Genomic DNA, 19,552 nt, shown 5'->3' with positions numbered 1-19,552 from the left:
TCAGGCGGCCGGATGGTCGGCCGGTCGGTCGTCGTCCGCGACGGGGGATTTCCCGCGGCCGGACCGGTAGCGTTTGACGACCTCCCACGCGATCGGCAGCACCGAGACGACCACGATGAGCACGAAGATCAGGTCGACATTGTCGCGCACGATCGCGATCTGGCCGAGTAGGTAGCCCAGCATCGTGACTCCCGCGCCCCACAGCACACCGCCGACCACGTTGTAGGTGAGGAACACCGAGTACTTCATCTTGGCCGCGCCCGCCACCAGCGGCGCGTAGGTCCGCACGATCGGTACGAACCGGGCGAGCACGATGGTGATCGGCCCGTGCTTCTCGAAGAACGCGTGTGATTCGTCGATATAGGACTTCTTGAGGATCTTCGCGTCATCGCTCTTGAACAGGGCGGTACCGCCCTTGGTGCCGATCAGATAGCCCACCTGATCGCCCGCGATGGCGGCCAGCGGGATCAGTATCAGGAGCACCCCGATCGGCGCGAAGGGTTCGATCTCCGCCGATTTCGAGGCCGCGATGAGTCCCGCCGTGAACAGCAGCGAATCACCGGGTAGCAGCGGGAAGAGCAGGCCCGATTCGATGAACACCACGACGAGCAGACCCAGCAGCACCCAGGTGCCGAAGGAGTTGAGCAGATTCACCGGGTCCAGAAAACCCGGCATCAGGGCAAGTTCGGTGGTGGCCGCTGCGACGGCTGAGTAACTCACCCAGCCGAAGATACCGCAGCAGAATCCGTCGGGTTCATCCGGATTGCCCGATTAGTGAATATAGCGAGCGGGTTGCCGTTCAGCGGTCGACGGCATCCCGCCGCACGGCTGCCTCGATCGCTGCCACCCGCTGCCCCGGGATTCCCCAGGGCCCGTCCAGCCCCAGCCGGGAATCCAGATCCCACAGCACGCACTCCTCGCCCGGTCGAGCCACCAGTGACCACGCCACCACCGTCCGGCCCAGTCGGCTCGCCATATCATCCTGCCCGGCGGCCGGTGTGGGGTCGTCGCCGTCCGGATAGTGGTGCAGGAACTGCCCGTAGGCCAGCTCGCAGAAGTCCGCGTAGCGCCGGGTACACAGGATGAGGCCGTGCCACGCCTCATCGATCGCGTGCGACGGCATCCCGATCACCTGACCGTTCGCCATGGCCGCCCCGCAGCACCGCAACCATTGCCGCAGCCCCGTATCCACGAGTTCACGCGGTTCCCACGGGCAGGTCTTGTAGACGGCCTCGGAGAGTTCGAGTTCGCCGACCGCGCGCTCAACAGTGGCGGGATCGATACCGCGGCGGCGCCGGGACGGAGCAAATGCGAACACGGCACCATTATCCCGCGCCCAGGAGTACCCCACGGTACCGTCGAGATATGGACTCGGGGGCGCTGCTCATCGTTTCGGTATTCGGACTCGGCTGTATCGCGGTCGTCGTGGGCATTGCGGTCGCGTTGTTCCTGACGAGGTCCGGTGGTGGCCCGGATCGGACCGGTCGCGGCAACCGGAGGCGACGGCAGGGCGGATACTCCGCGTCCAGCGGGGTCTGGTTCGCCGACGGGGGCTCGGGTGGTGGAAGTTCCGGCGACAGCGGCTCATCGGGTAGCAGTTGCGGCGGTGGTAGCGGTTGCGGTGGTGGCGGAGGCGGTTGCGGTGGTGGTGGCGGAGGCGGCAGCTGATCACCCGGACGACGGGTCTGCCGATACCGTCGTGTGACAGCGGTTCGGCCCCTTGGGATCACGGCGATACGGGGCCGACCGGCAGGGGCCGGTAGTGGCGGTGGTGGAAGCGGGTTACGCGGCGGTTCGTGGTCGTAATGGCCGAGTCGCGACGGATCCGCTGTGGCGACGGTCCTGGCTCGGCCGGACTGCGGACTGCGGCTTCGATCACGTCGACTGTAACCCGTAGTTACGGATTATGTTTCGTCGGCCACGTGCGAAACCGATTGTGAGAACGAACAAATTTCCGGCATTCCGATAGGACCCGGGTTCGCCTCGCCCCACAGGTGGGGAGGCCTGCGGCATAGTGAGCCCATACCGATTCGATATCGGTGGAATTGTGCAATTTCACACCCTGTCAAGGCGTTTGGGCACGAATCCGAAATTGTCCGGTGGTGCATCGGTCTGCATGTAAATCCGTCATATGCGGCGAAACGGTCTCCGGTTACCTGGATCGGCGCGACACACCATAGACCGTTCTCGGGTGCAACACCATGCCCCGAATCGTTACTGTGCGTGCCGTGGTTACCGCATTGGTAGTACTCGCAATCCTGATTCTTGTTGCCTCCGTAGTCCATCTCGCCAGCCGGCCTCCGGAGGACCTCGTGTCGCGTAGAGATCGGGTGCGAGCCGGTTCGGAGAGTTACTCCGACTGACCCGCGCTCTTCTTCGGCGACAGCACCACCACAGCAATCGGACGCTTCGTCTTCTTCTGGTACTCGCTGTACCGTCCCTGATTCACAGCGTCCACCAACCCCCAGCGGCGCGCGTACTCCGGATCGTCGGGCAGAGTGGTTCGGGCCCGAACCGGTAACGCGCGCCGCCCGACTTGGATCTCGCAATCCGGCCGTGCCTTCAGGTTCGCCAGCCATCCCGGCGGCCGCGGTGACCCGCCGTTCGAAGCGGTGACCAGATAATCCTCCCCGTCCCTGGCGTAGGTCAGCGCCGACGTCCGCGCCGCACCGGTCTTACGCCCCGCGGTCCGCAGCAGCAGGGTCGGATTCCCGAACAGCAGCCGATGCCCCACCAGCCCGCCGCTCTTCTCGTACAACCACTGATGCGCCCGCAACGCCCGCACGAACAACCCGGCCACACGCCCTCCTCCGCTCCGACGACGATTCCACCCTAACCAGCCCCACGCACCCCGATGGCCCACAAGCGCCGCCCCCGGCCGGACGACTGGCCCCCGCCACGCCGACCGGGTACCATCCGAAACTTGCGGCCCCTGGTCGCTGCGAGGGGCGGTAGCTCAGTCGGTTAGAGCCGTGGACTCATAATCCATTGGTCGTGGGTTCGAGCCCCACCCGCCCCACATCAAATCCCATTTCCGAACTCTCGGAGACGGGCTTCCATCGTTTGATCGTCGTTTGTGGACCAGCGTCCGGTCCAGCGTCGCGGCTACCTCCGGGTGCTGACCCCCGGCCGAAGTGGCGCGGTGGGCGGGCCGCCGGTCTCAGTACTGTCGGCCCACCTGCTGTTCCGATACACGTCCCGTGCCGGCCGGGGAGTGGAGAGGGCCGCGCCGGTCGCCGGCTACACCGGTCGACTCGCGAACGATGAGGCTCGGCTCGAGGGCGACGGAAGTCGGTGTGTTGCCGGCCAGGGCCTGCTCCAGGAGCCGGAACGCTGTGCGGCCCATTTCCACCATCGGTGACCGAACGGTGGTGAGTGGCACCGGCAGATTCTCGGCGAGTGGAGTGTCGTTGTAACCGACTATCGCCACATCTTCGGGAACTCGGAGACCGCGATCCCGCAGTCCGCCTATCGCGCCGATGGCGGCGAAATCGTTGGTGGCGAAAATTGCGGACGGCACGGTCCCGCGTTCGAGGATCCTCTCTACACCGGCCCGTCCGGCCGCGGCGTCGAATCCGGTTCGAACGAGACGATGTTCGGGAAGCGTGAGGCCGTGTTCGTGCAAGCCGGTGCGAAACCCGTCGACGCGGAGGTTCGCTGTCGATGTGAACTCCGGTCCGGCGATCACGGCGACGTCATGGAAGCCGAGGCGGGCGAGGTGACCGGCGACGAGATAGCCGCCGTGTTCATCGTCGGCGAAGGCGCCGGGGTACGGGCCCGATGCTCGTGAGGTCAGGACGAACGGCACCCCGTCGGAGGTCAGCTGGTGCAGGACCGGATCTTCGATACGCGCATCGGCCAGGATGATTCCGTCCACTCTGCGGTCGAGTAGCTGGTGTACGCGCGATTGTCGCTGTGCGGGGTCGTCGAGGGAGTTCGTGACGAATGCGGCGTAACCGTGTGCGGAGGCGGCGTCGTCGATGCCCTCGAAGATGGTCGCGAGGACGAAGTCCTGGAGCCGGGGCACTACCACGCCGACTTGGAGGGTGCGCGCCGTGCGCAAGCTCGCCGCATGGGGGTTGCGCCGATAACCGAGTTCGGCGGCGCAGGCGAGAATGCGTTGGACGGTCTCGGCGCCCGCCCATTTCTCGCGCTCTTCCACTGGGCTGTTGATGATCCGCGACACGGTCGAAACATCAACTCCCGCAGCGGCAGCGACAGCCCGCAGCGTCGGTGCGTTGCGCTTGGCCACTACCTGGTCCTCCTGCCCTCGTACGCCAGAGATCTCATCGCACCATTGACCCTACCCGAACGTTTGTGTAAAGATGTGACCCAAGCAACCCAATCGTTTGTGTAGTGGAAGGAAGTGCGAGGTCATGGAACTTGCCGCCCGCACCGGAACGACAGTCGAGCTCTCCGCCGGAGACGAACTCGTGGTGACGAACACCCACGGTCGGCAGGTGGTCGACACCTGGGCGCTCTCGGCGGAGAAGCCCACGCGATTTCTGTCGGCACCTCATACCTGGATGCACCACGGCCGATTGACGATCCGGGTCGGCGACAGCTTGATGGACAACACCCGTCGTCCGCTGTTGTCGATGATCGAAGACTCGAGCCCGGGCGATCACGACATGCTCATCCCGAGCTGTGACCTGGCGCGCTACCGGCAACTCGGGGTCGAGGGGTATCACGACAATTGTCATGACAACTTCTTCGAAGCGCTGGCCGCCGCCGGTGTCGAAGCTCCGCAGTTCGTTCCGCAGCCGCTGAACCTCTTCATGCGGGTCCCGATCACGCCGGATGGCGCGTTCTCGATCGATTCACCGCTCGCACGTCCGGCTGATCACGTTCGATTGGCAGCGCTCGAGGATGTCGTGGTGGTGCTCTCGGCGTGCCCGCAGGATCTCGCGCCGACGAACGGAGTAGGACGGACTCCCACCGGTGTCGCCTACGAGGTCATCGGACGCCGCGCATGAGCTCGATGATCTCCATCGATCACCTCGGCCCCGCCGAACGGTTCTCGATGGTGTCGTGGACCGTCGCGCCGCGGCCGATCGCGTGGATCACCTCGGTGAGCCCGGCCCAGGAGAACAATCTCGCACCTTTCAGTTTCTTCACGATCGCCTCCACCGACCCCCTGGTTCTCATGGTCGCCATCGAGCCGCGCGAGGACGGCAGCCCCAAGGACACACTCGGCAATATCCTGGCGACGCGGCAGTTCGTCGTGCAGATCGCGGAGACAGATCGTGTCGACGAGGTCGCCCGAAGCGGTGACGACAGCCCGCCTCAGTTCGATGAACTAGCTGCGCTCGCCCTGCCGACCAGTAAGGCATTCCGGGTGTCGCCGCCCGTAATCGACGGATGCGCCGCCGTCTTCGAGTGCGAGCTCGTGGAAACCCGATCTTTCGGCCGCGAAACCCTGGTGTTCGGTGCGGTCCTCACCGCCCGGGTATCGGAGCGGCTGATCACCGGGTCCGGCCGTATCGACAAGACGGCCGTCCGCCCGCTCGGCCGCATCGGAAGCACTTTCACCGCGAGCACACTGCTACCGCGATCCGCCGCGCCCGCACGGGCCGCGGGCTGAACCGCGAGCGACCGAACCACTTCACTGCAGAGGAAACGTCCAATGTCCGATCCCGCTGAGTCCTTTATCGATCGCGCCCCGCTCACGCGGTTTCATCTGAAACTGACGGCCTTCTCGGCCGGTGGCCCGCTACTGGACGGCTACATCGTCACAATCATCGGTCTCGCGCTGGTGACGCTCGGCCCGGCGCTCGACCTCGATGCCACGCAGACGGGCCTCGCCGCGGCATCAGCACTCGCGGGCATCCTTGTCGGTGGCGTTGTGTTCGGGCGGTTGACCGACCGTATCGGCCGCAAGGTCATGTACATCGGCAATCTGGTCGCTCTGAGTGTTCTCTCGATCCTCAGTGCGTTCGTGGTCGAACCATGGCAGCTCGTCGTGCTGCGCTTCGCGCTGGGAGTCATGATCGGCGCCGACTATCCGATCGCGAGTTCGATGCTCGCGGAGTTCGTCCCCAGTCGGTATCGCGGACGGCTGCTCGGTGCCCTGTTCGCCGCGTTCGGAGTCGGGGCGGCACTCGCCGCCGGGGCCGGGTGGGCGTTGTCGGCAATCGGGCCCGACGCGTGGCGGTGGATGCTCGCCTCTCCTGCCGTCATAGGTGTGGTGACACTCGTCCTGCGCCTGAACGCGCCGGAGTCGCCCCGCTGGCTGCTCAGCTGTGGTCGTCGCGCCGAGGCAGAGCAGGTCGTCCGCAAGATCTGGGGCCCGGACGCCCAGGTGGATGAGCTGCATGAACCCGAAACAACTCCGGCAGCACTGATGACCCGGCTCTCGATTCGGCGAATCGTCTTTGTGAGCGCATTCTTCATCGCTCACGTCATCCCCCTGTTCGCCATCTACAGCTTCGGGCCGACACTGCTACACGACCTCGGTATCGGAACCGAGTCGCACTATCTGCCCGAACTGCTCATCGCGTTGCTGTTCGTCGTGGGCAGCGTGCCAGGACTCTGGCTTGTCGATCGGATCGGCCGGATCCCACTGCTGGTCAGCACCTTCGCGATCATGGCGCTTACCTTCGGGTTCATCGCCGTTTTCCCGGCGGCCCCACCGAGTTTGCTGTTCGCCGCGCTCGCGTTGTACGCGGTCGCGTCGGGCGCGTCGAACTTCATCGAGATCATTGTTCCCAACGAATTGTTCCCGACCTCTGTGCGAGCCACCGCGACCGGGATCGTCGTGGCGATCAGTCGTATCGGTGCCGCGATCAGCACTTTCTTCCTTCCCGCCTTCTTGACCGGTTTCGGTGTCGGCGCAGTGATGTGGTTTCTTGCGGCGGTCAACGCTGTCGGGCTCTTGGCGACGCTCGTCCTCGGTGAGGAGACGATGGGCCGCCCGCTCGGTGGACTTGCCCGCTCGCAGCGTCTGCTGAGCACTCGGCAGCAGGTGGTGTGAGATGACCGGTCCGCGTGAACAGTTGACGCCGGAATACGCGCTGGCGAAGGCACAACAGACCGAGAACGTCTTCCTCCAGCTCACGCCTGCCCGCGCGGCGACCGATCCACAGGGTCTCGGGGGCGAGCTCGCCGGAATGCCATTCGCCGTGAAGGATGTTTTCGATGTTCGCGGGACCCGCACCTCGGCAGCGTCACAGATCTTCGACCGGCGGCCGCTTGCCCGCCGGGACGCGGAGGCCGTGCGGCGTATCACCGCGGCCGGAGCGGTACTGATCGGCAAGACCACTATGAGCGAGCTCGCGTATTCCGGGCTCGGAGTCAACGAGAGGTTCGGGACACCGACGCTGACCCGAGCCGGCCGCGAATACCTGGTCGGTGGCTCGTCGTCGGGCTCGGCAGCGGCCGTCCGGGCCGGAGTTGTGGCGTTCGCGCTCGCCAGCGATACCTCCGGATCCGGGCGGATCCCGGCGGCGTGGGCGGGAGTGCCCGGATTCCGGCCCAGTCTGGGCCGCTATCCGAGCGCGGGCATGACCCCACTCGCACCGACATTGGATGCGGTCGCGGTGATCGCGGCCAGCGTCGCGCACCTGGAAACCATCGACCGGATTCTGGCGAGCGAGGCGCATGCGGTCACCGATTCGTCGACCCCGGTCTTCGTGGTCCCGCACGACGAATATCTCGCCAGGTGTGATCAGGATGTTCTCGAACGGTTCCACGCCGATCTGGCTTGCTTGCGCGGAAAAGGGCACCGCATCGTCCAACGCAGGATCGATGTTCTCGACACCGTCCAACGACTGCATCGGCAACATATCCCGATCGTGGAGTCGGAGGCATTCGCCGCATTCGGCGCATATCTCGAGCAGCCGAACCTCCTTTCCGCACCGGTCCAGCGCCGCCTGCGGCGATCGCGTGCCCGATTGCGGGAGCACGGCTCCACCGCTCTCTACGACGCCATACCGACGTTGCGGCAGCAGTTCGGCCGGGAGCTGGGGAACGCTGTCATGCTGAACCCGGCAGCCGAGATCGACGCGCCCGCCTACGTGGACATCCGCGACTCTCCGGAGCTGCACGACGAAATGAATGCGCGTGCGCTGAACCTGACGATGATGTTGAGCTATCTCGATGCACCGAGTGCCGTTGTTCCCACCGGTGATGGATTCGCCGTGCGGCCTTCGAGCCTTCAGCTCTCCGGCCACTCCGGACAGGACCGGCGCGTATTGGTTGCAGCGCAGTTGCTCACCTCAGCCCGGCTCTCGCCACAATGAGTGAAGATCTACCCGACCCACCTGGTCGCGGCTGCCGCGATCGTCCTGGTGGCGAGCGTCCCCTTGACGCGGCCGTGGTCTGGGCGCCGAACCTCGCGCTGATCCACACCTGGGTGCCGAAGTGGACGACGGTCGGCGGACTCAATACGCCGGCCTGGTCGCTGGCCGCGGAGAGTGGGAAAGTAGTAGCCGAACTGCTATACCACTGACCGTTTCGGACTGTTGACCGGCTCAGGCAGTGACACCGAGCCGAGCGGCCAGCGCCCGCGACTCGCGCTCGTTGAGCCGCCCGCCGTGCGTGACCAAGTCGGCCGCCAGCGCGCGCGCCAGCGGATGGCACCTCATAGACTCTTCGCTCACGGCAGTGCCGGTGCGTAGTGCACCGAGCGTGCCGAGCCAATCCCGTTGTTGCGCATACGCGCGGGACAGTTCCAGCCACAGCCGCGACCGGCGGTCGACCGACGGCACCGCATCGGGGTCGACGGCGCTTGCCGCGTCCAACGCGCTGCCGGACTTGCGTAGGTCGACCTGTACCGAAACGGCGCTGATTTCGGTGTTCGCTACACCGAAAAGCGTCCAAGGATGGGCCGATCCGGCGGGCAGTGCGCGCGCCATCCCCATCGCCTGGTCTATGCCGCGTAGCGCGTCACCTTCGCGGCCGATACGGGCGGCTGTGATCGCGCCGTGCAGTTGGCAGGCACCCCAGAGCGCTTGTGCGTCCCGGCCGCCGTCCAGGTGCGGTTCCAGCAGCGCCACCGCATCGCCCGCAAGGCGGTAGGCGTCATCCTCGCGGCCCGTCGAGCGCCAGACGTTGCCCAGTACCCAGGACGCCGACGCGAGCGTTACCGGGTCGTCGGCGACCTCGGCGGCCGACATGCACCGGTCGGCGGCGAGCCACAACAGCGGAGCGTCGGCGACCCAGGCAAGGACTTGTTCGGACAGCGCGTAGGCGCCCGACAGTGCCGCTGCCGCGGCGCGGCGTTCCTGTCCGTCGAGAGTGCGCAGCGCCCGGCGGCCGTCGCGGATCAGTTCGGGCAGCATCGCGCCCGCATCGGCGCGCGGTGTCGCCGATGTGTGCCACATCCGCCAAGCGCGGTCGACCCGCGCGGCGAGTTCGGCGGTGTCGACCGGTGACGGTGCCGGGGTGAGGTCGACACCTTCTATCGCTTCGCGGATGGCGGGCACGACAGGGTGCCCGGCGCGGCGCGAGATGCCGACCAGCAACTCATGGTCACCGGTTATCTCGGTCAGATCCCGTATGCCGAGCGCCTGCCCGATCCGTAGCAACATATCCAGCGCCGGCGGGTGCTGTAGCCGGCCTTTCTCGACATCCCGTAGCCAGTCCTCGGACCGGCCGACCAGACCGGCGACAACGGCACGTGTGCGGCCGGTACGCGTGCGGATGTTCTGGATGCGCTCGCCTATCGCGCGTGTGGCGAGTTCGTCAGGGGTCGGCATAGCGGCCTGCCTTCTTCGCGGAATGGTCCACTTCGCGGATACCCCCGGCCCGTCGGCCGGGGGAGATGTCCTCCGCGAAGAGGTAAACCCAGGATAGGGCCGCCAGTGCGGTCTCACCAGCGTCTCGAGTAGGGGGAATCCCCCTACTCGGCAGAGTGGTTCGCACTCACTGGTCGCGGTCGGGCTGCCGCTGATAATGCTGGTCTGGGCGATCGTCTGGCCGGAACCCACGGACCGCCGCGCGGTCGCGCGGCGCTTACAGATAGGTAAGTACCCCACTGATTAGTGCGTACTTGTCTCAGGGGCAGCGCCCCCGAAGAATCGATCTCGGCGTGTCGCGACGCCACCCGAACAAGAGCAGACGACACAGGAGCACACGCAGTGACAGCCTCTACGCATACGACGGTGACCGTGCTCGGCTTGGGGGCGATGGGCCGGGCGCTGGCTGCGGCGTTCGTCGCCGCCGGACACCCGACCACCATATGGAACCGCAGTCCGGGGAAGGACGCCGAGCTCGTCGCACAGGGCGCTGTCAGCGTCGCGACGGTGGAGGAGGCTGTGCGAGCGAGTGCTCTCGTCGTCGCGTGCCTGTTCGACCACGAGTCGGTGCACGAGGTCCTGGACCCGGTGGGCGGGTTGCTGGCCGATCGTGCGTTGGTGAATCTCACGAGTACGGAACCGGCCGGAGCCAGGGAACTGGCCGAATGGGCGGCAGCGCAAGACATTCCATATCTCGATGGTGGCATCATGGCGGTTCCCGCGATGATCGGGCAGCCGGGGTCGGCACTGCTCTACAGTGGCTCGTCCACCGTCTTCGAGGCTCATCGCGAAGCGCTCGAAACGCTCGGTACCGCCGAATATTTCGGCGCTGACGCTGGTCGCGCCTCGCTGATCGACTTCGCCCTGCTCTCGGGCATGTACGTGATGTTCGCCGGCTATTACCACGGTGCGGCCATGGTCCGCGATATCGGGATGTCGGCCGAGGAGTTCGGCAACCGTTCCGCTTCCTTGCTCGCCGCCATGCTCCCGTCGCTGCCCGCGGCCGGGGCACAGATCGATACCGGGGACTACTCCGAGGTGTTTCAGCCGCTGACGTTCACCAAAGCCGCCTTGGACGCCATTGTCTCGGCCAGCCGTGACGCCGGAGTCGATCTCGATATCATCGGTCCGGTCCGAAATCTCGTGGACCGTCAGATCGCGGCCGGGCACGGCGCGCAAAGCTCCGAACGGGCCTTCGAGAGTCTGAATCCGCGTCCACGTACCGCTATCTGACAGTCGCCACCATCCGGCCGGTAGAAGGAACCGCCCCATGCCGGCGTGGCCGCGCCGGAGTCCGCCGTAGGGGAGACCGGCGGGGCGAAGAACGGTGCGAGTGTGGTGGACGAGGCAGTGCCGGGGCCACCGGCCGCGAGATACTCGGCTTCGGCCCGGTACATACCTTTGAGAACCTGCATGGGTTCAGGAGCCGAAACCGGCGATCGCGTCGAGGATGGCCGCCTGTAGTGCGGGGCTGCCGGTATGCCCCGAATCCTCGATGATCCGTAGTTCGGCGGCCGGCCAGGCACGGGCGAGCTCCCAGGCAGTGCGCAGGGGCGCGGAGAGGTCGAGGCGGCCGTGGATCAACACACCGGGAATCTCCGCGAGGCGGTGTGCGTCCCGCAGGAGTTGTCCGTCGTCGAGCCAGGCGGCGTGGGCGAAATAGTGGGTGCAGATCCGTACCAAGGCCAGGCGATCCGCGTCCGGCTGCGCGCTGTACTGGCCCGGTGCGCCGAGGTTTTCGTGCGCGATCACCGCGTCTTCCCATGCGCACCACTCCCGCGTGGCCGTCTCGCGAATCTCGGGTGCCGGGTCCTCCATCAGCAGCCGGTACGCCTCGACCAGGTTCTTGTCCCGGTGCGCGGTGGGGACGCTGTCGCGGAAACGCTCCCATTCGACCGGCAACAGCGATCGCACGCCGTGGTACAGCCAGGCGATCTCCGCCGGGCGGGTCATGGTGACACCGGCGAGTACGACTCCGGCGACCCGCTCGGGATGGCGCTGCGCGTAGGCGAGGACCAGGGTCGAACCCCACGAGCCGCCGTAGAGGAGCCACTGCTCGATACCGAGATGCTCGCGCAGCGATTCCATATCCGCGAGTAGATGCTCGGTGGTGTTGGTGCGCATATCGACGGCCGGATCGGCGGCGTGTGGCCGGCTCGCACCGCATCCGCGCTGATCGAAGAGCACGATCCGGAACATGTCCGGGTCGAACAGGGTGCGCGCGCCGCGGCGGCCGCCACCACCCGGGCCGCCGTGGACGACCAGGGCGGGCTTGCCGCGTGGGTTACCACTGGTTTCCCAGTAGATCAGGTTGTCATCGCTCACTTCGAGCAGACCCGAATCGTAGGGCTCGATTTCGGGAAACGGTCGCGGTCGGTCAGCGGGGATCACGCGCGCCAAGGGTAATCAGCGGAGCTCGCTGCCGCGAGACCGGATGGCGCGGACCGGCGGCCTGATCGGCTCGATTTCCGTGACCGAAGTCAGCCGATACCGAAGACGATGATTCCGGCGACCCGGTTACCCAGGCGCGCGAGATGCGGCACATCGGTGGTGGCCCGGCGCGGCTCGACGATGCACGGATTACGCACGGCGATCGTGCCGCCGCGACAGTGGATCCGGGCGTACCCCGCGGCGTCCACATTTCTGGCCCAGTCGGTTTCGCCGTGCAGTAGAACGCCGCGAACTGTTCGTCACTGCGGAAAATGGTGGTTGCGACGGTCGTCCGCGCAGGCGCTTCTTGACGGGGCTCTTCCGGCTTAATGTTGAACGATGGTACAAATAGTACAAACGTTCAACTAGATCGGAGAGTGAGATGGGTGCAGAACCGTCGTCGCGTCCCGGGTGGCGGCCGTGGGCCGGCCTCGCGGTGCTGGCGTTGCCGACCGTGCTGTTGGGTCTCGATGTCACGGCGCTCTACCTCGTCGTCCCGAGCCTCGCCGTGGACCTGCATCCCACCGCGACGGAGACGTTGTGGATCATGGACGCCTACGGATTCCTCATCGCGGGGTTCCTGATCACGATGGGAACGCTGGGCGACCGGATCGGCCGCCGGCGTCTGCTGATGATCGGGATGGCGGCATTCGGCGCGGCGTCGGTCCTTGCGGCGTTCGCTCCCAGCGCCCTCTGGCTGATCGCGGCGCGGGCACTGCTCGGCGTGGCCGGAGCGACGCTGATGCCCTCCACCCTGTCCCTGATCAGCAACATGTTCGCCGACGCCCGGCAGCGGGCGTCGGCGATCGGTGTGTGGGCCACGATGTTCGCGCTCGGAATGGCGGCGGGACCCGTCGTGGGCGGAGTCCTGACCGCTCACTTCTGGTGGGGCGCAGTCTTTCTGATCGCGGTACCGATCAGTGTGGTGGTCCTGGTCGCGGCACCAGCGCTACTGCCGGAGTATCGGAGCGATGCCCCGCGGCTCGATCTGCGGAGCGTCGCGCTGTCGCTGGCCGCGATGCTCCCGATCATCTATGCGATCAAGCACGTCGCCACCCACGGTATCGATGCCCAGGCGCTGGCCGCCGTCCTTCTCGGCGGCGGCTCGACGGTGGCCTTCCTCCGTCGCCAACTGCGTCTGCGAGAGCCGCTGCTGGACATCAGACTCTTCACCGACCGGGCCTTCTCCTCCGCCTTGTCCGTCTTGCTGATCGGCCTGGTCGGTTTCGGCGGGGCGATGTACCTGGTCACGCAGTACCTACAGCTCGTCGAGGGGCTCTCTCCGCTGGCGGCCGGGCTGTGGATGGGGCCACCGGCCGTGGCCATGCTGATCGGCGGGATCGGTGCCCCCTTGATAGCCGGTCGTGTCTCGCCGGGCATCGTCATGGCCGCCACCTTGGCCCTGTCACTGATCGGATATGTCTTGCTCGCCTTCGCCGGGACCGACAGCAAGCCGACCGTCGTCGCCGGCTTCGCGTTCGTCTATCTCGGTCTGGGCGTCATCGCTGCACTCGGCACCGATATCGTCGTGAGCGCGGCACCCTCGACGAGATCCGGGTCGGCCGCGGCGCTGTCGGAGACTGTGCAGGAGCTGGGGATCGCGGCCGGGGTGGCGCTGCTGGGAAGCCTCACCACGGCGATCTACCGGACTGCGGTCGAGGCCCCACCCGGGCTGTCCCGATCCGTGGCCGAGTCCTACAGCGACAGCCTCTCCGGTGCGATGTCGGTGCGGGACCAGCTGCCGGTGGCGGCTCTCCACCGCGCGCAGGACGCGTTCACCAGCGGACTCAACACCGCCGCGATCGTCGCGGGCATCGCTGTCGCCGGCGCGGCGATCGTGTGCTTCAGGATGCTGCGCCACATCGGCCCGATCGGCGCCGCCGACCATGAGGAAGAGACGATAGCCTCGACTTCGTAGTAGCGGTGACGATCGGCGAGAGGACCACGATGGTCGAACACGACACTGTCGATGGCCGCAAACTACGCGGTCAACGCCGCCGAGCCCAGATCATCGAGGCAACACTCACGATCGTGCACCGCGACGGTGCCGCCTCCGTGACCCACCGAACCGTCGCCAGAGAGGCCGGCATCACCACCAGCCTGACCCTCTACTACTTCGCCACCTTGGACGAGCTGCTGGTGGCAGCCCTGACCAGCGTCACCGAGGTCTATACCCAGCGAATCCGCCAACTCGCCGACTCCGCGGACGACCCGCTGGACGGTCTCGCCCGGATCATCGCCGAGTCCGCGGGTCCCGGTCGTGAGCGTGCACTCGCCGAACGCGAACTCTCGACCCTGGCGGCTCGCCGGCCCGCACTCCGCCCAGCAGCGCGAAGCTGGCGCGACAGTGTCGCCGAACTCGCCCGGACACGGACCGACGATCCCGACGTCGCCGGAGCCTTCGTCGCACTCTGCGACGGGCTGTGTACGGCCATCCTCCTCGACGACCACGATGCCGATCCGGTTCGTATCCGCGCAGTCCTCGACGGTGCGCTACCGCGCACCGGTCCACAGCCGGGACGAGCCCGCCGCGGGTGACCGGTCCACGGGTCGGGGGCCGCCGCGGGCGGTGGCGCTTACGTCGAAGCACGCCGAACCGGCCGGTGACGATCTGCGGCACCCGTGGCCGGCGGGAGCCCCACGGGCGTGGCTCCGGCGCGCCGCCGTGAGCGATTATCCGGATCACGCTGAGCGCAAGGCTGCCAGATACGGCCGGCAGCGTCCTATCGTCGGCAGGTGGTATCGCGCAGCAGACCTCGACGGCATCTCAAAACGGTCACCGGAGTCAGTGGCGGTACCGATATCTACGCGGCGGCCGTGGATCCGGCCCGCTCGACTCTGGATACCGCGATCACCGTCGCGAAGATCGCGGAGGAGAACAAGATCGACGCGCTCTTCGCGGCCGATCTGCTCAGCTTCGGCGCGCAGGGGGCCATCGGTGCGCAGGAGCCGCTGATCTACCTCTCGGCCTTGAGTGCGGTGACAACGCATATCGGTCTGATCGCCACCGTCACCACCACCTTCCACCATCCCTACAACCTGGCCCGGCTGTTCGGCACCCTCGATCATGTGAGCAACGGCCGCTCGGCCTGGAACGCCGTGACCTCGTCGCTCGGCGAGGAGAACTACAGCGATCAGGAACTGCCGAACCCGGAGCAGCGTTATGCGCGGGCCGCGGAATCGCTGGAAGTGGTGCACGCGCTCTTCGATTCGTGGGGCCGGGGCGCGCTCACCCCGGACGGTCGCGGTGGTGCCGTACTCGACCCGGCCCGGGTCCGGCCGATCGATTACCGGGGCGATCATTTCACCGTGCGCGGACCGTTGAACATTCCGTCGCTGCCGCAGCGGCGGCCGGTGCAGTTCCAGGCGGGGCAGTCGGCGGGCGGGGTGGAACTCGGCGCCCGCTACGCCGAATCGGTGTTCACCTCGCTCACCACACTCGACGACGCGCTCACCTACACCCACCGGATCCGGGCCCGCGCCCGGGAACTGGGCCGTCCCGAGGGGCTGCCGTACATCTTCAGTTCCTTCCATGCCACCTACGGCGCCACCGAAGCCGAAGCCGCGCGGCTGGTCCGCGAACAAGAGGAGTCCTTCGATTTCGAGGCAGGACGCCGGTTGCTCGCGGATATGTTCGGCGGCGGCGTGGATCTCGCCGATCTTCCCCTGGACCGGCCTATCCCGGAAAGCCTGCTGCCCGAACTCGATTCGGTGCACCGGCGTCGCGGTCGGGTGGAGATCTTCGTCCGGCTCGCGGCCTCCGGGCGGACGCTGCGCGAATTGATCCTGGAAGCGCGGCACACCGGGCACTGGTCCGCGGCGGGCACGCCCGAGCAGTTGGCCGACGCCATCGAGGAGCGCTATCGCGCCGGTGTCCTCGATATCGTCACCGTCAGCGGTCTCGACGATCCCCGTACCCGCGATTTCGTCACCAACGGGCTCCTGCCGGAACTGCGCCGCCGCGATATCGTCGGCTCCGACTACCTCGGCGCCACCTTCCGGGAGAATCTGGAGCTGCCGCCGCTACCCGATTCGGTGACCGACCGCGTCGCGGTATAACCGGCGGGTCAGAAATAACGGACCGCCACGTAGATCCAGGCGAGTACACAGCTGAGTGCGGTGACCACGACGCCGTATCTGGTGAACTGCCAGAACGTGATCCGGTGGCCGGCCCGCCGCGCGATATCGAGGGCCACCACATTGGCACTCGCGGCGACCGCGGTGCCGTTACCGCTGAAATCCGCGCCGAAGGCGAAAGCCCACCACAGCGCCCGGCCCTGCCCGGGGTCGGGAGTCTGTTCGACCAGCCCCTCCACCACCGGGGCCATGGTGGTCGTATAGGGGATGTTGTCGATGAACGCCGCCACGACGGCGGATCCGAAGACGAGGACCGCCGAGGCCAGCAGAGGATTGTCACCGAAGGCGGCGACGGCGGCGTCGCCGAGGAGATCGATGACACCGGTGTGTACGAGCCCGGCGACCATCACGAACAGCCCCATGAAGAAGACCAGCGTTCCCCATTCGACCTCGCGCAGGATGTCACCGATATCGAGCCGGGAGATCAGCACCATGGCGCCCGCGCCCAGCAGCGCGATGATCGAGGGCGCCACATGCAGCAGTGAATGCAGGCCGAAACCCACCACGACTCCGGCGAGTACGAGCATCGCGCGGGTGAGCAGGCGCGGGTCGGTGATGGCACGGCGTTCCTGAAGGGCCGCCACTGTCTCGATGTGTTCGGAGCGCTCGCGCAGATGCTTTCGGAACAGCCAGCGGGTGAACAGGACGAACAGGGCGAAGATCACGGCCACGGCCGGGGCCATGTGCAGCAGGAAATCGTTGAAACTCAAGCCGGCCCGGCTGCCGATGATGATATTGGGCGGATCACCCACCAGGGTCGCCGCGCCGCCGATATTGGCGGCCAGTACCTCGGCGATCAGGAACGGCTGCGCGGCGAAACCCAGTCTGCCGCACACCACGATGGTGACCGGCGCGACCAGCATGATGATGGTGACATTGTCGAGGAGCGGCGAGGCGACCGCGGTGATGATCATCAGCATCACCATCAGCCGGAACGGGCTGCCGCGCGACCGTTTCGCGGCCCAGATGGCGAGGAAGTCGAACAGGCCCGTGTGCTTGACGACACCGACGATGATCATCATGCCGAGCAGCAGGAAGATGACGTTCCAGTCGATGCCGACGTGCGGGTTGTAGAAGACCTCCTCGCCGGGCACCAATCCGAGGACGGTCATCAGACCGGCCGCGACCAGGACGACTTTCACCTTGTCCGCGCGTTCGGTGGCGATGAACCAGAACGCCCCGACGAACACCGTGACCGCCAGGACCTGGTTCATCGCCTCACCTCCCCAGCGCCCGTCGGCTCAGTCGTCGGGGCCGGCGACGGCCAGGCTGATCAGCAGCCGTTCGAGGGTGATTCCGCCGATCAGCGTGTACGCGCGATCGACCACCGCGACCAGGGGACTGTGCCGCTGCGCCATCAACGCGGCGATCTCGAGCAGGGTGGCGTCGCGGTGGACCACGGCCGGTCGCGGCGCGTGCGCGGGCAGGCAATCGCCCACGGTCAGGTCGCCGGGTTCGCGCCAGAACAGTTCGGCGTGCAGTTCGTCGATGGTGCGTGCCAGCGCGGGATCGTCCTGATAGGAGCTGGGGATAGCCAGGCGCAGAACCTGGGTGCCGGGCAGCACCGCCACGGGCCGGCCGGCTCCGTCGACCACGATGAGTCCGGGCAACCGGTTGACCACCATCAGGCGCATGGCCTTGGCGACGGGGTCGCCGGTGCGGACGGTCGGCAGCTGGACCGCGATTTCGTGTGCTTGCATCGGATGGTCCCGTCGCGCGTGCGGGGAGAGGGTGGTCACGGCCGCAACCTGTCGCCGGCGAGCTGGTCCATCAGCCGCTCCAGCCGTGCCACCCGGTCCGGGAGGGGGCTGCTGTGCAGCAGTTCGGCGAGTTGATCGGCTTCGTCGCGGCCCAGTGCGATGGATTGGACGGGCTCGTCGCGGGCAGTGCGGTAGACGTGAATGTGCTTCTCACCATCGGTGCCGGTGACCAGCGCGAACCGATCACCGCTGCGGGTCAGCAGATAATGCACGGTGCCCTGGCCCGGTATGGTGCCGCGGTCGATGTCCACGTCGAACGCTCCTCCCGGGCTGGTTGTCTCCGTCCCAGTCTCGGCGTGCGGGCGTGCCGCCGACCATCGGTGCCGATACCCATCTCCGGTGGCCGGGGCTGTGTAGCGGCCCGGTCCGAAAATGGGTGTCACGCCCCATGGACAGCCCGCGCGCGGGCGGCCACACTGAGGTCATGGACCGTCCGGATAGTGGAAACGGCCTGTTCCGGCGGCATACCCGGACTCCGGTCGACGCGCTGTTCCGGCGGATCTTCCTCATCAACGGGCTGGTGTTCACCCTCGGCACCCTGGTGCTGGCGGTATCGCCCGCGACGGTGTCGTCCCGGGTGCGACTCACCGAGATACCGGTATTGGGGGTGGGCCTGGTGGTGATCCTGGCGGCCAATGCCTTCCTGCTGCGATCCAGTCTGGCGCCGCTGGATGAGTTGGTCGTCTCCATGCGCCGGGTGGATCCGCTGCGCCGCAGCGGCCGGCTCGACGACCGGGGCAACGGGGACCTGTCCCGGGTGATCGACTCGTTCAACGCGATGGTCGACCGGCTCGAATCCGAACGGGCGGCGGCCAGTGCGTCCGCCCTGGCCGCGCAGGAGGGCGAACGTCAGCGGATCGCCCGGGAACTGCACGACGAGATCGGCCAGAGCCTGACGGTGGCGCTGCTGTCGATGAAACGTGCCGCCGACCGCGCGCCGGCCGACGTCGTGGACGTATTGCACGGCGCGCAGGAAACCGTGCGCACCAGCCTGGACGAAGTGCGCGGGATCGCGCGGCGGCTACGCCCCGATGTGCTCGACGATCTCGGCCTGTCCAGCGCGCTGAGTGCCCTGTGCAGTGAATTCAGCTCGACGGCCGGAATCGGCGTGACGCGCGATGTCGACCGGAAACTACCGCGGCTGGCGCCCGATATCGAACTCGTCTGCTACCGGGTGGCCCAGGAGAGCTTGACCAATATCGCGCGGCACGCCGACGCGCACCGCGTCGGGCTGAGCCTTCGGGTGCGCGGCGACTCGCTGGTGCTGCGCGTATCCGACGACGGTCGGGGCGGGGTGGCCGCGGACGGTTCCGGTATCCGCGGTATGCGCGAGCGCGCACTGCTGGTCAGCGCGACCCTCACCATCGAATCCCCGCCGAGGCAAGGCACCGAGGTGCGTCTCGAGATTCCGCACCGGGGCGAGCGGAGTTCGCCGTGACGACACCGGCCGTGGCCCGAATCCTGCTCGCCGACGATCACGCACTGGTC

Annotated in this window: 21 protein-coding genes and 1 tRNA gene; 12 read left to right on the top strand and 10 right to left on the bottom strand. The window is 67.0% G+C overall.

The genetic code is table 11. The features are described from left to right. Both OG405_RS18975 and OG405_RS18970 read right to left on the bottom strand, forming a co-directional pair. Entirely contained in the window at window positions 1-675 is a 675-nt protein-coding gene (locus tag OG405_RS18975) for a VTT domain-containing protein (RefSeq protein ID WP_327152405.1), read from the bottom strand. A gap of 124 nt (window positions 676-799) precedes the next feature. Further along, window positions 800-1,318, bottom strand: coding sequence for a hypothetical protein (locus OG405_RS18970; protein WP_327147809.1), 519 nt, complete (start codon window positions 1,316-1,318; stop codon window positions 800-802). A gap of 47 nt (window positions 1,319-1,365) precedes the next feature. Here OG405_RS18970 and OG405_RS18965 point away from each other — a divergent pair, with 47 nt between their 5' ends. Beyond that, the gene (locus OG405_RS18965) at window positions 1,366-1,668 is read left to right on the top strand and encodes a hypothetical protein (RefSeq protein ID WP_327147808.1); all 303 of its coding nucleotides are present in this window, start codon (window positions 1,366-1,368) and stop codon (window positions 1,666-1,668) included. Window positions 1,669-2,350: 682 nt separating this feature from the next. Here OG405_RS18965 and OG405_RS18960 read toward each other — a convergent pair. Next, window positions 2,351-2,800: a nitroreductase family deazaflavin-dependent oxidoreductase gene (locus OG405_RS18960; RefSeq protein ID WP_327147807.1), complete on the bottom strand. Its 450-nt coding sequence runs from the start codon at window positions 2,798-2,800 to the stop codon at window positions 2,351-2,353. A gap of 145 nt (window positions 2,801-2,945) precedes the next feature. Between OG405_RS18960 and OG405_RS18955 the strand changes: the two genes are divergently transcribed. Continuing rightward, window positions 2,946-3,019: transfer RNA gene (locus OG405_RS18955), tRNA-Ile, on the top strand. 141 nt (window positions 3,020-3,160) lie between these two features. On the opposite strand, the gene OG405_RS18950 is transcribed toward OG405_RS18955, so the two are convergent. Continuing rightward, the gene (locus tag OG405_RS18950; RefSeq protein WP_327147806.1) at window positions 3,161-4,252 is read right to left on the bottom strand and encodes a LacI family DNA-binding transcriptional regulator; all 1,092 of its coding nucleotides are present in this window, start codon (window positions 4,250-4,252) and stop codon (window positions 3,161-3,163) included. 124 nt (window positions 4,253-4,376) lie between these two features. On the opposite strand from OG405_RS18950, the gene OG405_RS18945 reads away from it, so the two are divergent. The 5 genes from OG405_RS18945 to OG405_RS18925 are packed head-to-tail and all read left to right on the top strand — an operon-like array spanning window position 4,377 to window position 8,449. Next, window positions 4,377-4,976 (top strand): urea carboxylase-associated family protein, encoded by a 600-nt coding sequence (locus OG405_RS18945; protein ID WP_327147805.1) that lies wholly within the window; start codon window positions 4,377-4,379, stop codon window positions 4,974-4,976. After that, window positions 4,973-5,584, top strand: coding sequence for a flavin reductase family protein (locus OG405_RS18940; RefSeq protein ID WP_327147804.1), 612 nt, complete (start codon window positions 4,973-4,975; stop codon window positions 5,582-5,584). Before OG405_RS18945 ends, OG405_RS18940 begins: the two co-directional genes overlap by 4 nt. 42 nt (window positions 5,585-5,626) lie before the next feature. Beyond that, the gene (locus OG405_RS18935; protein ID WP_327147803.1) at window positions 5,627-6,973 is read left to right on the top strand and encodes an MFS transporter; all 1,347 of its coding nucleotides are present in this window, start codon (window positions 5,627-5,629) and stop codon (window positions 6,971-6,973) included. Window position 6,974: 1 nt separating this feature from the next. After that, complete coding sequence (locus tag OG405_RS18930) at window positions 6,975-8,240, top strand: amidase family protein (RefSeq protein ID WP_327147802.1); 1,266 nt, start codon at window positions 6,975-6,977, stop codon at window positions 8,238-8,240. Beyond that, the gene (locus tag OG405_RS18925; protein ID WP_327147801.1) at window positions 8,237-8,449 is read left to right on the top strand and encodes a hypothetical protein; all 213 of its coding nucleotides are present in this window, start codon (window positions 8,237-8,239) and stop codon (window positions 8,447-8,449) included. Before OG405_RS18930 ends, OG405_RS18925 begins: the two co-directional genes overlap by 4 nt. Before the next feature lie 22 nt (window positions 8,450-8,471). On the opposite strand, the gene OG405_RS18920 is transcribed toward OG405_RS18925, so the two are convergent. Beyond that, a complete protein-coding gene (locus tag OG405_RS18920; protein ID WP_327147800.1) occupies window positions 8,472-9,698 on the bottom strand; it encodes a helix-turn-helix transcriptional regulator in 1,227 nt (408 codons plus the stop codon). A gap of 381 nt (window positions 9,699-10,079) precedes the next feature. Between OG405_RS18920 and OG405_RS18915 the strand changes: the two genes are divergently transcribed. Beyond that, window positions 10,080-10,970 carry an NAD(P)-dependent oxidoreductase gene (locus OG405_RS18915; protein ID WP_327147799.1) on the top strand — a complete coding sequence of 297 codons (891 nt, stop codon included), beginning with the start codon at window positions 10,080-10,082 and terminating at the stop codon, window positions 10,968-10,970. A 186-nt stretch (window positions 10,971-11,156) separates the two neighbouring features. Here the strand turns inward: OG405_RS18915 and pip are convergent, their stop codons facing one another. Both pip and OG405_RS18905 read right to left on the bottom strand, forming a co-directional pair. Further along, window positions 11,157-12,128: a prolyl aminopeptidase gene (gene pip, locus OG405_RS18910; RefSeq protein WP_327147798.1), complete on the bottom strand. Its 972-nt coding sequence runs from the start codon at window positions 12,126-12,128 to the stop codon at window positions 11,157-11,159. A gap of 89 nt (window positions 12,129-12,217) precedes the next feature. After that, complete coding sequence (locus tag OG405_RS18905) at window positions 12,218-12,376, bottom strand: hypothetical protein (RefSeq protein ID WP_327147797.1); 159 nt, start codon at window positions 12,374-12,376, stop codon at window positions 12,218-12,220. Between the two features lie 173 nt (window positions 12,377-12,549). Between OG405_RS18905 and OG405_RS18900 the strand changes: the two genes are divergently transcribed. From OG405_RS18900 to OG405_RS18890, 3 genes are all read left to right on the top strand, one after another. Further along, complete coding sequence (locus OG405_RS18900) at window positions 12,550-14,085, top strand: MFS transporter (protein WP_327147796.1); 1,536 nt, start codon at window positions 12,550-12,552, stop codon at window positions 14,083-14,085. Window positions 14,086-14,114: 29 nt separating this feature from the next. Then, window positions 14,115-14,705: a TetR/AcrR family transcriptional regulator gene (locus tag OG405_RS18895; protein WP_327147795.1), complete on the top strand. Its 591-nt coding sequence runs from the start codon at window positions 14,115-14,117 to the stop codon at window positions 14,703-14,705. Window positions 14,706-14,903: 198 nt separating this feature from the next. After that, the gene (locus tag OG405_RS18890; RefSeq protein WP_327147794.1) at window positions 14,904-16,226 is read left to right on the top strand and encodes an NtaA/DmoA family FMN-dependent monooxygenase; all 1,323 of its coding nucleotides are present in this window, start codon (window positions 14,904-14,906) and stop codon (window positions 16,224-16,226) included. 8 nt (window positions 16,227-16,234) lie between these two features. On the opposite strand, the gene OG405_RS18885 is transcribed toward OG405_RS18890, so the two are convergent. From OG405_RS18885 to OG405_RS18875, 3 genes are read right to left on the bottom strand one after another with little or no spacing between them, the layout of a single operon-like run. Then, window positions 16,235-17,518, bottom strand: a complete 1,284-nt coding sequence (locus OG405_RS18885) for an ArsB/NhaD family transporter (RefSeq protein ID WP_327147793.1) — start codon at window positions 17,516-17,518, stop codon at window positions 16,235-16,237. 27 nt (window positions 17,519-17,545) lie between these two features. Then, window positions 17,546-18,043 carry a CBS domain-containing protein gene (locus tag OG405_RS18880; protein WP_327147792.1) on the bottom strand — a complete coding sequence of 166 codons (498 nt, stop codon included), beginning with the start codon at window positions 18,041-18,043 and terminating at the stop codon, window positions 17,546-17,548. After that, the gene (locus OG405_RS18875) at window positions 18,040-18,315 is read right to left on the bottom strand and encodes a hypothetical protein (RefSeq protein ID WP_327147791.1); all 276 of its coding nucleotides are present in this window, start codon (window positions 18,313-18,315) and stop codon (window positions 18,040-18,042) included. The genes OG405_RS18880 and OG405_RS18875 overlap by 4 nt, the downstream gene beginning before the upstream one ends. A gap of 173 nt (window positions 18,316-18,488) precedes the next feature. Here OG405_RS18875 and OG405_RS18870 point away from each other — a divergent pair, with 173 nt between their 5' ends. Beyond that, entirely contained in the window at window positions 18,489-19,502 is a 1,014-nt protein-coding gene (locus OG405_RS18870) for a sensor histidine kinase (RefSeq protein ID WP_327147790.1), read from the top strand. The last annotated feature ends 50 nt before the right edge of the window (window positions 19,503-19,552 follow it).

Source organism: Nocardia sp. NBC_01329, assembly GCF_035956715.1.
Taxonomy (GTDB): domain Bacteria; phylum Actinomycetota; class Actinomycetes; order Mycobacteriales; family Mycobacteriaceae; genus Nocardia.
This window is presented reverse-complemented; position numbering and strand designations above follow the sequence as displayed.